Source organism: Acerihabitans sp. (assembly GCF_036398755.1).
Classification (GTDB): Bacteria; Pseudomonadota; Gammaproteobacteria; order Enterobacterales; family Enterobacteriaceae; genus Acerihabitans.
The window spans coordinates 73,157-85,654 of the sequence record NZ_DASWOM010000020.1; the positions used below are offsets into that span (position 1 = coordinate 73,157).

At 62.2% G+C, this 12,498-nt stretch carries 11 protein-coding genes; 4 read left to right on the plus strand and 7 right to left on the minus strand.

The window, feature by feature from the left end; all coding sequences use genetic code 11:
- Window positions 1–86 precede the first annotated feature (86 nt).
- The 6 genes from VGC33_RS04285 to VGC33_RS04310 are packed head-to-tail and all read right to left on the minus strand — an operon-like array spanning window position 87 to window position 7,594.
- Window positions 87–1,202, minus strand: coding sequence for an alkylhydroperoxidase domain protein (locus VGC33_RS04285; RefSeq protein WP_331119404.1), 1,116 nt, complete (start codon window positions 1,200–1,202; stop codon window positions 87–89).
- Window positions 1,199–2,353 carry a putative FMN-dependent luciferase-like monooxygenase gene (locus tag VGC33_RS04290; RefSeq protein WP_331119406.1) on the minus strand — a complete coding sequence of 385 codons (1,155 nt, stop codon included), beginning with the start codon at window positions 2,351–2,353 and terminating at the stop codon, window positions 1,199–1,201. The genes VGC33_RS04285 and VGC33_RS04290 overlap by 4 nt, the downstream gene beginning before the upstream one ends.
- Window positions 2,337–4,049, minus strand: coding sequence for a dipeptide ABC transporter ATP-binding protein (locus VGC33_RS04295; protein WP_331119408.1), 1,713 nt, complete (start codon window positions 4,047–4,049; stop codon window positions 2,337–2,339). Before VGC33_RS04295 ends, VGC33_RS04290 begins: the two co-directional genes overlap by 17 nt.
- Entirely contained in the window at window positions 4,046–4,939 is an 894-nt protein-coding gene (locus VGC33_RS04300) for an ABC transporter permease (protein ID WP_331119410.1), read from the minus strand. Before VGC33_RS04300 ends, VGC33_RS04295 begins: the two co-directional genes overlap by 4 nt.
- Window positions 4,936–5,880 carry an ABC transporter permease gene (locus VGC33_RS04305; protein WP_331119412.1) on the minus strand — a complete coding sequence of 315 codons (945 nt, stop codon included), beginning with the start codon at window positions 5,878–5,880 and terminating at the stop codon, window positions 4,936–4,938. Before VGC33_RS04305 ends, VGC33_RS04300 begins: the two co-directional genes overlap by 4 nt.
- A gap of 34 nt (window positions 5,881–5,914) precedes the next feature.
- Window positions 5,915–7,594: a TIGR04028 family ABC transporter substrate-binding protein gene (locus tag VGC33_RS04310; RefSeq protein ID WP_331119414.1), complete on the minus strand. Its 1,680-nt coding sequence runs from the start codon at window positions 7,592–7,594 to the stop codon at window positions 5,915–5,917.
- 358 nt (window positions 7,595–7,952) lie between these two features.
- On the opposite strand from VGC33_RS04310, the gene VGC33_RS04315 reads away from it, so the two are divergent.
- From VGC33_RS04315 to VGC33_RS04330, 4 genes are all read left to right on the plus strand, one after another.
- Entirely contained in the window at window positions 7,953–8,978 is a 1,026-nt protein-coding gene (locus VGC33_RS04315; protein ID WP_331119416.1) for a methionine ABC transporter ATP-binding protein, read from the plus strand.
- Window positions 8,971–9,639 (plus strand): methionine ABC transporter permease, encoded by a 669-nt coding sequence (locus VGC33_RS04320; protein WP_331119418.1) that lies wholly within the window; start codon window positions 8,971–8,973, stop codon window positions 9,637–9,639. Before VGC33_RS04315 ends, VGC33_RS04320 begins: the two co-directional genes overlap by 8 nt.
- A gap of 20 nt (window positions 9,640–9,659) precedes the next feature.
- Complete coding sequence (locus VGC33_RS04325) at window positions 9,660–10,472, plus strand: MetQ/NlpA family ABC transporter substrate-binding protein (RefSeq protein ID WP_331119420.1); 813 nt, start codon at window positions 9,660–9,662, stop codon at window positions 10,470–10,472.
- A 548-nt stretch (window positions 10,473–11,020) separates the two neighbouring features.
- Window positions 11,021–11,746: an AMP-binding protein gene (locus VGC33_RS04330; protein WP_331119422.1), complete on the plus strand. Its 726-nt coding sequence runs from the start codon at window positions 11,021–11,023 to the stop codon at window positions 11,744–11,746.
- 12 nt (window positions 11,747–11,758) lie between these two features.
- On the opposite strand, the gene VGC33_RS04335 is transcribed toward VGC33_RS04330, so the two are convergent.
- Window positions 11,759–12,487 (minus strand): SDR family oxidoreductase, encoded by a 729-nt coding sequence (locus tag VGC33_RS04335; RefSeq protein ID WP_331119424.1) that lies wholly within the window; start codon window positions 12,485–12,487, stop codon window positions 11,759–11,761.
- Window positions 12,488–12,498: the final 11 nt, after the last annotated feature.

Below are 12,498 nucleotides of genomic sequence, written 5' to 3' on the forward strand. Positions count from 1 at the left end.
AAGGAATCGGGCATCCCGGCGGCATGATTTACCGGATCGTCTCACGGCCCGCGCTCCCCATGCGCGGGCCGTGGTTTTTATCGCCTCTACTCGTCGAACGGTTCGCCAAGCGTCAGCATCAGCCGATTGGCCCAGGCGAAGAAGGCGGTGGCCTGCACCAAATCCAGCAGTTCCACATCGCTTAATCCCAGTTCGCGCAGCCGGGTCAGCTGTTGTACTCCGGCCGTGGCCGGGGTGGCGGACAGGGCGGCGGCAAAATCAATTTCCGCCCGCCAGCGCGGCGACTGTCCGTCGCTGAGCGCCAGGCCCGGCGGGGTGTCCAGCAGCCGCTGCACGTCTTCCGGCTGTTTCGACAGTTGCGCGGCCTTGCGGGCGTGCACCGAGGCGCAATAGAGACAGCCGTTCACTTTGCTGGCCACGGCTGCCGCCAGCTCCCGCTCTTTGCGCGCCAGGCCGCCGGAGGTATAAAAAATGCCTTTGTCGGTCAGCGTTCGCTGTTCCAGCACCGGCAGGTTACGGCCGAGCAGGCGAAAATAGTCGGAGTCGGCATGGCCGTTATTGACCAGGGTGGCTTGCTGCTGCGGCGTGAATTCGGTCAGTTTTTTGGCGGCAAGCCACGGCTCCCAGCCCAGTTCCTTCTGGGTAAACGCCAGCGGCGCGGAACGCCCGCCCCGGGTGTGGCCGACGGTACGCCAGCGGCCCGCCGGCGCCGCCTGATCCGAGGGCGTATCCACCGGTTGCCCGTTAATCAGCCGGTAGCCGCGCAGCAGCCGGCTTTGGAAACTCACAAACGCAATCAGCTGCGACAGCGTCACGATAGCGTCCGGGGACCATCCCGCCCGTTTCAAATCCAGCAGATGCTCCGCGCTGGCGGCGGCGGGACGATGGCTGAGCAACTGGGCGTGGACCAGCGCGGCCTCCAGCCTGGCGCCGCGGGTCGCGGGCGCAAGCGGCGCCTGGCTGCGGGCGTAGAAGTCGGCCAGGCGGCTGTCGCCGTGCCACAAGGCGACCTGCCGCGCCACCTCCAGCCGCGCCGGCAGTGAAAAATCAATCCCGTCGCCGACGGTAAACAGCGCCCGGTAACTGCCCTGGATATGGCGGGTTGCCGCGTCGCGGGTGAGGCGCGCCGCCGCCAGGGGGGAATCCGGCGCGATAGCCGCCAGTTGGTCGAGTACATCCTCGTTTGTCAGGGTGTCGGTCATAACCTCTCCTGTGAAGAAAATGGCTGTGTGGAAGTAACCGGCGCATCGGTTTTGCTCGGCGCCGGCGGTGTCCAGCCCAGCCCCGGCGCAACGTCACGGGCAATCAGCTCAAGTGAACGCAGAATATACGCATGGGGCGGATCGATGGAATGTACCTGGAAAGCCAAATCGGTCACCCGCGCCAGGGCAGTATCCTGCCGCAGCGCCGCCAATACCTGGCCGGGTGTGCCGAGATGGACATCGAAGGCGGCGATAAAATCCTCCAGCCGGTCGCCGTGCAGGGATTGCCCGGAGGCGCGGGCGTTTTCCGCCTGCCGGCGCAGCCCTTTTTCCGCCAACCGGCGCGCCTGGTCGCCGTCGTCGGCGGCAAACGCGGTGCGGGAGCCAAGGATGCGCGGCTCCACGCCGTCGGGCAAGGCGTCCAGGTAAGCGTCGATAATGGGATTTTGGATCGCGTCCAGCGGCAAATCAGGCGTGCGCTCCGGACGGGGCTGGGTGCGCGAGAGCATCAGTCCGTCGCCGGCCGCGCCGGCGCGGGCGCCGCCGTCTACCGAAAACGTCGCCTGCCAAACCCTTGCCGCCAGCTGCGGGGCGGCCGGATACAGCCGGTTGCCGCCGGCGCCGATGGCGTCACCACGCCAGGCCGCCAACAGGATGGCCAGGTTGGCGCCGAAAACGGCGCCGCGCTCGCCGCTTTGCAGGCCGAACGGTGGAAAAGACGTGGGCGTGCCGCCGGATCCCAGGCCGACCTCCAGGCGTCCTTGCGCCAGGAGATCCAGCACCGCGGTATCCTCCGCCACCCGCAGCGCCAGCTCCATCGGCAGGGTAATCACGCCGGTACCCAGGCGAATACGGCGGGTCAACGCCGCCACGTGCGCCAGGAATACCAGCGGCGCGGGCAGGCCGCCCTCGGCTTCATGAAAGTGATGCTGGGCCACCCAGGCCGAGTCGAAACCCAGGGCTTCCGCATGGAGGATCTGTTCGGTGGCCAGACGATATCGCTGCTGTGGATTAACCTCATCGAGCAGCCGGGTAAAAAAGCCCAATCGCTTGGCGGGCGCGGCGCGGTTGGCGACGGCGGCCACGCCCGCCGCGTCCGGCTTTATCCCGCTGGTGTTTCCCGCATTGGCATGGTTAACGGTCGTGCTCATGAATCGCTCCTGGATAGGGCCGCGCGGCGCCGGCATCCCGCCGCCGGCCCGGTATGGCATTAATCAATTCCCGGGTGTACTCATCGCCGGGCCGGCTGAAGATGCGACCGACGGGGCCGGCATCCACCTGGCGGCCTTTATACAGTACGGAAACACTGTGGGAGATCTGGCGCACGATGGCGAGATCGTGGGAAATAAATAAATACGTCAGCCCCAACTGCTGCTGTAATTCTTGCAGCAGCGCCAGGATCTGCGCCTGTACCGTTACATCCAGCGCCGAGGTGGCTTCATCAAGGATCAGGATGCGCGGGCGCAGGATCAGCGCGCGGGCAATGGCCACCCGCTGGCGCTGGCCGCCGGACAACTCGCGCGGCCGGCGATTGAGCAGCGCCGGCGGCAGGGCGACGCGATCGGCCATCTCCTCTACCCGACGGCGGCGTTCGCTGGTGCTCAGCGGGTCAAAATTGCGCAACGGCTCTTCAATAATGTTAAACAGGCGCTGCGATGGATCCAGTGAGCTGAACGGATTCTGGTAGACCAGCTGTATTTTTTGGCGAAACCGGCGCAGCGCCTCGCCCTCAAGGCCGGTAATATCGGTGCCGTCGATAAATGCCCGGCCGGCGCCCGGCCGCTGGAAACCCAGCAGGATACGCGCCAGGGTGGTTTTGCCCGAACCCGATTCACCCACCAGCGAATGGGTAGTGCCCGGCGCCACTGAAAACGATACCTGGTCCACCGCGCGCAGGGGCGTGGCGTTTTTACCGCCCAGCGCAAAGGTTTTGCTGATATTCTCGGCGACGATCGCCATGGGCGACCCGGTCTGCCGGGGCGGGGGAGACCGATGGCGCGCGGACAGCGCCGGCGCATCGTTAAACAATTGACGGGTATAGGGGTTTTTGGGCGCGCGCAAAACCTCCGCCGCCGGCCCCTGTTCCTGTATCCGCCCGTGGCGGAACACCAGCAGGCGATCGGCGCGCTCCGCCGCCAGCGCCAGATCGTGGGTCACCAGCAGCACCGCGGTGCCGAATTCACGCCGCAGCTCATCTATCAGGTCGAGGATACGTTTTTGTACCGTGACGTCCAGGGCGCTGGTGGGTTCATCGGCGATAATCAGCGCCGGGCGCAGTGCTATGGCGATGGCAATCAGCACCCGCTGTTTCATGCCGCCGGACAGTTCATGAGGATATTGATGGACGCGCAGCTCCGGATGCGACAGGCCGACGCGGGATAACAGCGCAATCACCCGCGCATCGCGCTCCCGGCGCGGCATGCGCTCATGGATGGCCAGTATTTCAGCCACCTGGCCGCCGATGGTCTTGACCGGATTAAGCGAGCTGGTTGGATCCTGCGGGATAAGGCTGATGCGCGCCCCGCGCAGGGCGTCAAGGCGGCGCTGCGGCCAGCGGGCGATGTCGACGCCGTTCAGGCGGATGCCGCCCTGTTCCAGCCGGCCGTTGTCCGCCAGCAGGCCGATAATTGCCTGGGCGGTGGTGGTTTTTCCCGAGCCGGACTCGCCCACCAGGGCCACCACCTCGCCGGCCCGGATGCGAAACGTGACGTTATGCACCACGCGCAGGCGTACTCCCGCCTCATCATAGGCGATGCAGACATCATCCAGCTCCAGCACCGGCGCCGCATCATCCCGCGCGGCGGCGGGCTTGCGTCCCGGTCCGGGTAAAACATGCAGCAGGCTCATCGGCGGCTCCTTGAAAAAGACTGACTGATACGGTTGGCCGACAGCACCACCAGCACCACCACCACGCCGGGAAAGGTGGTCAGCCACCAGGCGGTGGAAATATAATTGCGCCCTTCGGCTATCAGCAGTCCCCACTCCGGGGTCGGCGGCGGCGTCCCATAACCCAGAAAGCTCAGCGTGGAAATAGCCAGGATGGCGCTGCCGAACTGCAGGGCGGAAAACGCGATAACCGCCGACAGCGAATTAGGCAGGATATGCCGCCACAAGACGGCGCCGAAAGTGCCGCCGCTGCCATAGGCCGCCTCGACGTAATCGCTGTGGCGCACCCGCACCACCTCCGAGCGGGCGAGCCGGGCAAAATTCGCCACCGAGGTGATGCCTACGGCGATGGCGGCATGCACGGTGCCGAAACCCAGCAGGATAATGATACTTAGCGATAAGAGCAGGCCCGGTATCGACAGCAGCACATCGATAAAACGCATTATCAGACTTTCGGCCAAACCGCCGGCGGCGCCGGCCGCAGCGCCCAGCGCCGTGCCCAATGCCAGTCCCACCGCCACCGCCACCAGCGCGCCTGACAGCGAAAACGCCGCGCCGTACACGATGCGGGCATACAGATCGCGTCCCAACTGGTCGGTGCCGAGCCAATGGCCGGCGCCCGGCGCCAGCCGCTGGGCGCCGGGGATGCCCTCGGTGCCGCTATAGGCGGTAAACAGCCCCGGCGCCAGCGCCCAGCAGATCACCACGGCGATCACCAGCCAGGCCAGCAGCAGGCCCGGCCTGAACATGGGCAAACGCGCCCGCGTACGCCGGACCGGGTGGCCGGCGCCGGCCGACGGCGGCGGGACGGCGGGGGACGGCGAGGGCGTGGGTAAAGGTAAACTGCTCATGACGCGACTCTCTCTGGCGCTTTAAGACGGGGATCGAGTAGCGGATAGACTAAATCCACCGCCAGGTTGATGACGACAAACGCCGCGCTTGAAATCAGCACAATGGCCTGCAGTACCGCCAGGTCCTGGTTATTGACCGCCAGCAAGGTCAAATGGCCCAGGCCGCCGCGGCCGAACACCGTTTCGGTTATCAGGGCGCCGGCAATCAGCTCGCCGAGCAGCAGTCCGGCCATGGTCAGGGCGGGCAGGACGGCATTGCGCGCCACATGGCGCCACAGCACGCCGCCGCGGCTCCCACCCTTGGCCCGCGCCACCGCCACGAAAGGCAGCGTTTGCACCTCGTCGATTCCGCGGGTCAGTATCTGCGCCAGCGGGGCGGCAATCGGCAACGCCAGGGTGATAACCGGCAGGATAAGCCCTTGCCACTCGCCGGGATTAATCACCGGAATAAGCTTAAGCCGGAAGGAAAACAGCTGGATTAAGGCGATCCCCAGCCAAAAGGTAGGGACGGAAATAAACAGCGAGGGCAGGGCGCGCAGCAGCGAGCGCAGCCAGTTGAACGCCGTCAGGCTTGACAGGAACGCCATGCCGAGCGCCAGGGCCACCGCCAGCAGGAAACCGGCCGTCGCCAGGCGCAGCGTGGGCGGCAGATTGGCGGCCAGCAGTTGCGTTACCGGCACCCCGGCCTGCACCGAATAACCCAGATCGCCGCGCAGCACATTGCCCGCCGCGTGCAGATACTGTTGCCATAAGGAGACATCGGCGCCGTACGCCGCGCGTATATCGGCGATTTGCGCCGGGCTCAGGCCCATATCCGGATCCTGGAACCTGATAAGGACCGCATCCCCCGGCAGCACCTGCAATAACAGAAAAGAGACGGTAAAAGCCGCCCACAGCACCAACAGCGCCTGTCCGATCCGTGCGGCAACATAACGATTCATTCTGGCCTCCCCTGGTTAAGCCCGCAGGTCGGGCTCAGTGTTTTTCCAGCCACGCGCCGTAAAACGACGGCCGCCCCACCGCCTCGAAGCTGACGCCCTTCAGATAAGGCGCGCCGGCAAACACCTGCGGCTCCTCGAAAATCGGGATAACGTAGGCCTGTTCGAGCAGATAGCGCTGGGCTTCACCCGCCAGCCGCAGCCGCTTTTGCCCGTCTACTTCCGCTGAAATGGCCACCAGCAGCGCGTTCAGCTTCTCGTCGCTAAAGGTGGTCGTTTTGCTGCTGAGCCCGCCTTTTTGCAGCAGCGCGTCGCGGTTGGCGGGATAGAACTGGCTTTTGATCACATCCGGATCGGCGCGGCCCACTTCCACCACATTGACCGGGGTTTTTAGCGGGTCAAGGCTATCGGCGATCTTACTGCCGGCATCGCCGGCCAGAATGTTCAGCCGTACGCCCACCTGTTTCCACTGCTGCGCCACCAACTGCAATACTTCCTTATTTTGCGGCTGCGGCGGCGACTCATAAATGGCCAGCGCCAGCGGCCGGCCGTCCTTCTGGCGCACGCCGTCCGCGCCCGGCGCCCAGCCGGCGTCATCAAGCAGTTTCTTCGCCAGCTGCGGGTCAAAGGTCAGTTTATCCGCCAGGTTGACGTAACCGGCCGCCGGAGCGGCGATGACCGAGGTCGCCTGGGGATAATGCGGTGAAAACAGGGTATCGACGATCTGTTTGCCGTTGGTGGCGTGCAACAGCGCCTGGCGGACCCGCACATCGGCCACCAGCGGGTTATCCGGTCGGAAAGAGATACCGTCGTTGACGCCGCGCGTCGGCGCGGCGTAAATGACAAAGCGTTGATCGGTGGCCTGTTTCTCGTCATAGGCCTGCACCTGGCGGATAAAGTCGGCCTGGCCGGCCAGCAGCGCGCCGATGCGCACGCTGTCTTCCGGGGTGATCAGATACTTGATGCCGTCAAGATTGGCCCGTCCCTGCTGCTGCAGGTTTTTCGGTCCCCAGCGGTAATCCGGGCGCGCGCTCAAATCCACCTCGCGGCCCAGGGTTTCCCCACTGACCACGAACGGGCCGGAGCCGATGATATGGCGGGCGTCGCCTAGGGCATCGAAGCTTTGCGCCAGCGTGCCGAGCGACACCAGCCCCGAGCCGATGGTGGCGGTGCCCTGCAGGAAACCGGGCGACGATTGCTTGAAGACGAATTTCACCGTCAGCGGATCGATCACTTCGCTGTGATCGTAGTTATTAATCACCTCCGATACCGGCAAATGATGTTCTTTATCGCCAAGGCCATAGGTATCGAAATTTTTGGCCACCGCGTTGGCGTCAAGCGGCGTGCCGTCGGAAAAGGTCACGCCGGGACGGATTTTAAAGGTGTACTGCGTTTTGTCGTCGTTGCTGGTCCAGGATTCGGCAATCCATGGCTCGATGGCCAGCGTCTGCGGATTTTGATAGGTCAGCTTATCGGTAATCTGGTTCAGGATGCCGCCGTTGGGATAAAAACCGCCGGCCGGCGGGTAAAGCGTCGTGTGCGCCTGTTGCTCCAGGTAGATCAGCGTGCCGCCTTGTACCGCAGCGCTATTGTCGGCCGCCGAAGCGCCGGCGGCGGCGCCGAGCAGTGCCAGCGTCAGCGCCAGCAACGGTACTCGGGGCTGGTTTACCCCGGCGATACGATGATGCCTGGAGTGAGAACGGTATTTTTGCTGCATGGCGAGTCCCTCGGGCTAAACATGAGAGCCAATATCAGGGAAATAGGGCGCCAGCAGAACGGATATATTCAAATATTGATTGCCGTAAAACGCATAACCAAATAACAAACTTGGCTAAGTTTATACTAAATAAAGCTAAGAGATCCGCCGGCTTCAATAAACGCGTTATAAACCGGCCGTTGCCTTATATATAGAAGAATAAAATATATCTCATATTTTATTGTTTCTTCTGACCGGACGACGCTTCACCTACTATTCCGGACATTATAAGCATCTCAAATAATGATTAAAAAATAATCAGTGAAATTAATCATCACATTAGCGCAGTCCCGGCAGCGGTACTAAGGATCTCAGGGTTATGATCGTGCTGACGAACGTGAGCAAGATATTTGACGGCGGTAGCGCGCCGATCGTGGCGGTGGATAATGTCAGCCTGCGCGTCGGGCGCGGCCAGATTTACGGTATTGTCGGCTATAGCGGCGCGGGCAAAAGCACCTTGGTGCGGCTGCTGAACGGGCTGGAAAAGCCCAGCTCCGGCGAGGTGTGGGTGGCGGGCCAGGATATTGCCCGCGCCGGCGGTGAACAGCTGCGCCAGGCGCGGCTGAAGATCAGCATGATTTTCCAGCACTTTAACCTGCTGTGGTCGCGCACGGTCCGCGAGAACATCGCGTTTTCCATGCAGATTGCCGGCGCGTCCAAAGCGGCCATCACCGCACGCGTGGCGGAACTGGTGGCGCTGGTGGGGTTGCAGGGCCGGGAAAACGCCTACCCTTCGCAGCTTAGCGGCGGGCAAAAGCAGCGGGTGGGCATCGCCCGGGCGCTGGCCAACAATCCCGAGGTGTTGCTGTGCGACGAGGCCACCTCGGCCCTGGATCCGCAGACCACCGACAGTATTCTCGATTTACTGCTGGATATTAACCACAAGCTAAACCTGACCATCGTCCTGATTACCCACGAGATGCACGTGGTGCGAAAAATCTGCCAACGGGTGGCGGTGATGGAGGCGGGGCGCGTGGTGGAGGAGGGCGAGGTCCTGGAGGTGTTTACCCATCCCCGGCAGGAAATCACCCGGCAATTTGTCAGGCAGGTCAGCCAGTATCACGAGATTGAGCAGGGCTTTAACCCGCTGCTGGTGCAAAACCTGCCCGGCGCCATCCTGAAACTGACGTTTGTCGGCCTTAGCACCCATCAGCCGGTGGTGGCGGAGCTGACGCTGCGCTACCAGCTGCCGTTTAATATCCTGCACGGCAAGATGACCCAAACCGCCAACGGCGTATTTGGCGAACTGTGGCTGCATGTGGCGGCCGATGAAGCCCGCCTGGCCGCGATCCTGGCTGATTTAGCCGGCCACGACATCGCCACCGAGGTGGTAAAACATGCTTGAGTCACTGTTTCCCCATCTGCGCCTTGACCAGCTGTGGGCGGCCACCGCGGATACGCTGTATATGACCGCCTTATCCGGCCTGGCGACTTTTGTCCTGGGCATCGCCCTGGGGCTGGCGCTGTTCCTCACCGCGCGCGGCGGCCTGTTTGCCCATCGGGGCATCTATGGCGCCATCTCGGTGCTGGTGAATGTGTTCCGTTCCATTCCCTTTATTATTTTGATTGTGCTCTTGATTCCTTTTACCAAAATCCTTATCGGCACCATTCTGGGCGCCAACGCGGCGCTGCCGGCGCTGATTGTCGGCGCCGCGCCGTTTTACGCCCGCCTGGTGGAGATTGGACTGCGCGAAGTGGATAAAGGCGTGATTGAAGCGTCACGCGCCATGGGCGCGCGCGTCGGCACCCTGATCTTTCGCGTTTTACTGCCGGAGTCCTCCCCCGCCCTGGTATCGGGCATTACCGTTACCCTGATAGCGCTGGTCAGCTACAGCGCCATGGCCGGGGTGATCGGCGCCGGCGGGCTGGGCAACCTGGCCTACCTGGAAGGATTCCAACGAAACCATAACGATGTCACGCTGGTGGCGACCGTGATGATTCTTATCATCGTGTTTGTTATCCAGCTGCTTGGCGACGTCATTACCTCACTGCTTGATAAACGTTAAACAGACCGGGATATCACATCATGAAAAAAAGACTGACATTACTTGCCGCCGCCACCCTGGCCGTTCTGAGCCTGTCGGCCCAGGCGGATACCCTGAGGGTCGGCGCCTCCAACGTGCCGCACGCCGAGATACTTGAACAGGCCAAACCTATCCTGGCCAAACAAGGCATCGATCTTGAAATCAAACCTTTCCAGGACTACATCCTGCCCAATACCGCCCTGGCCAGCGGCGATATCGACGCCAACTATTTCCAGCATGTGCCCTACCTCAACAGCGTGCTCAAGGATCACGCCGGCGACAAGACCTATGATTTTGTCAGCGCGGGCGCCATCCACATCGAGCCCATCGGCATTTATTCGAAAAAATTCAAAAGCCTGAAGGCGCTGCCGCAAAACGGCAAAGTGATCATGCGCGACTCGGTGGCGGAAGAAGGCCGCATCCTGTCGATTTTTGAACGCGAGGGCGTGATCAAACTGAAACCCGGCGTCAGCAAAGTGGACGCGCGGATTACCGATATTACCGAGAATCCAAAGCATTTGCAGTTTCTGCCGAATATAGAGGGATCGCTACTGCCGCAGATGTATAACAATAATGAGGGCGACGCGGTGGTCATAAACGCCAATTACGCCATTGATGCCGGACTTAACCCGGTGAAAGATCCCATTGCCGTGGAAAGCGGTGAAAATAACCCCTATGCCAATATTATCACCGTACATCGCGGCGATGAAAACAAACCGGATATAAAAGCCCTGGTCAAGGTTCTTCATTCCAAGGCCATCCAGGACTGGATCCGCGAAAAATATAAAGGCGCGGTTATCCCGGTCAATAATTAATAACCATATATACCCTGCGGACGTCGGGTCGCGGGAAGGCGGCAAGCCCGCTCACCCGCGGCTTGAAGTCTGGCGGGCAACGTAACCGGGCCGGGATATCGGCCCGGTTACGTTGCCCGTCTTTGACCGCGTGCCGTGGCAGACTTTATCCGCCATGCGCCACGGCGGCGAATCAATGCCCGCGCTAATCGCCGGCCTTAACCGGCTGGGCGTGGTTGCCTCTGACCCAATAATGGTTACAGTAAATGACGGGGGTAATATATTGCCCAAAACGCATTAAGAAATGATGAATTGTGCTGAACGCCGGAGTGGAAAAATAAACAAAAAAGCATTTATTATCAAAGCGCCGCTATTTCCTCGGACCTTATCTGCGATAATACTCACAGAACGATAATTTTTACCTTATTTAATAAATCTGCAACACCATTTAGCTCATACTATTAACTCCACCCCAGAGCGCAGGTACCCCTATGGTTCAGTTACCGATTCATTCCGCGGTCCGTTTCAATCACCCGCGTTTCACCGGCGGGCCGGCGCAGGAGTGCATTTTGAACGAGCTTTTTTTGCGCCAGGCCGCGCTGAACAAAAGTAAACCGGCGATTATCACGCTGGATCGCATCCTGAGCTACGGCGAGCTCGCGCGCGACGCGCGATCCCTGGCCACGCACCTGCGCCGGCTGGGCGTGGGACACAACACGCCGGTGGCGGTATTATTGGCGCCGGGCATCGAGCACATAACCGCCCAGGTGGCGATTATCCTGGCCGGGGGCAGCGTGGCGCCGCTGGACGTCAGGCTGCCGGACGATCGGCTGGCCGACGTTCTGCGCCAATGGCGGGTGAGTTTTACCCTGACCGACGCCGCTTCGCGGCGGCGGACGCTGGGCACCGCCAACATTATCCTGGAAGATATCGCGGTGGGTGACGGTAATGACCTTGATTTCAACCCGATGCCGGCCTGGGCGGCGCAGCGCACCCATTTGCTGGTGATGGCGCAAACCGGGTGGCCCGCCAATCGGGAACTGGGCGCGCGCGGCATTGTCGATCAGGTGGTTAATCGCCCGGACATGAGGGTAAATTCCGACGATCGGGTGGCATGCCTCGCCGACGCCACCGGGAGTACCTACCAGTTGGAAGTCTGGAGCGCCTTGCTGAACGGCGCGGCGGCGGTGGTGCTGCCGCAGGATCTGGTGCGCGACCCGGGCCGTTTAACGGCGGCGCTAACGCAGTTTGCGGTCAGCGTTCACTTTGTCGCCGCCGGCGGGGCGACGGCGTAAACCCCGCACCCCTCATGACGGGCGCTGATCCCACAGCTGCTGCATCTGTGCCTCTATCGATGCCGGATCCCGCCTGAGGTTATCCCACACATCCCGGGCGCGCTTATCGGCCAGCACATGTTCCCGATCCTGGCGTATCCCCTCGAGCGTTTGCTCCGCCACCTGCGCGGGCGACACCTTGGGCGCGGTGATGTCCGTGGTCATATCGGTATCGATAAAACCGGCGTAGACGCCGATAACCCGTGTTCCCTGCGCCCGCAGCTGGATCCGCGCCGCGTCCGTAACCGACAGCGCCGCATGTTTCGACGCGCCGTAGGTGGCGTTAAACGGCGAGGTGAACCAACTCACCACGGAAAGCATATTGACCAGAACGCCGCCGCCGTTATTCGCCAGCACCGGCGCAAAGGCGGTGATCATCGCCAGCAGGCCGTAAACATTGACCTCCATTTCCCGGCGCATGGCGTCGCCGGATCCCGGCGCCAGCATCGGACTTTTCAGCAGGATGCCGGCGTTGTTGACCAGGATATTGACATCCGCGCAGGCGAGCGCCGCCGCCGCAACGTCGGCCGCCGAGGTCACGTCCAGCTTTACCGGCGTAAGCCTTGGGTCGGTAATGGTCGCGGGATCGCGCGCCGCCGCGTATACCCTGGCCGCGCCCGCGTTTAGCAGCGCCTCGGCGTAGGCTTTGCCCAGCCCCCGGTTCGCCCCGGTCACCAGTGCGATACTACCTTCTATCTGCATACTGTTCTCCT

Coding starts and splice junctions, on each gene's coding strand:
- VGC33_RS04285 (WP_331119404.1), bottom strand. CDS start 1,202: ATGACCGACACCCTGACAAACGAGGATGTACTCGACCAACTGGCGGCT.
- VGC33_RS04290 (WP_331119406.1), bottom strand. CDS start 2,353: ATGAGCACGACCGTTAACCATGCCAATGCGGGAAACACCAGCGGGATA.
- VGC33_RS04295 (WP_331119408.1), bottom strand. CDS start 4,049: ATGAGCCTGCTGCATGTTTTACCCGGACCGGGACGCAAGCCCGCCGCC.
- VGC33_RS04300 (WP_331119410.1), bottom strand. CDS start 4,939: ATGAGCAGTTTACCTTTACCCACGCCCTCGCCGTCCCCCGCCGTCCCG.
- VGC33_RS04305 (WP_331119412.1), bottom strand. CDS start 5,880: ATGAATCGTTATGTTGCCGCACGGATCGGACAGGCGCTGTTGGTGCTG.
- VGC33_RS04310 (WP_331119414.1), bottom strand. CDS start 7,594: ATGCAGCAAAAATACCGTTCTCACTCCAGGCATCATCGTATCGCCGGG.
- VGC33_RS04315 (WP_331119416.1), top strand. CDS start 7,953: ATGATCGTGCTGACGAACGTGAGCAAGATATTTGACGGCGGTAGCGCG.
- VGC33_RS04320 (WP_331119418.1), top strand. CDS start 8,971: ATGCTTGAGTCACTGTTTCCCCATCTGCGCCTTGACCAGCTGTGGGCG.
- VGC33_RS04325 (WP_331119420.1), top strand. CDS start 9,660: ATGAAAAAAAGACTGACATTACTTGCCGCCGCCACCCTGGCCGTTCTG.
- VGC33_RS04335 (WP_331119424.1), bottom strand. CDS start 12,487: ATGCAGATAGAAGGTAGTATCGCACTGGTGACCGGGGCGAACCGGGGG.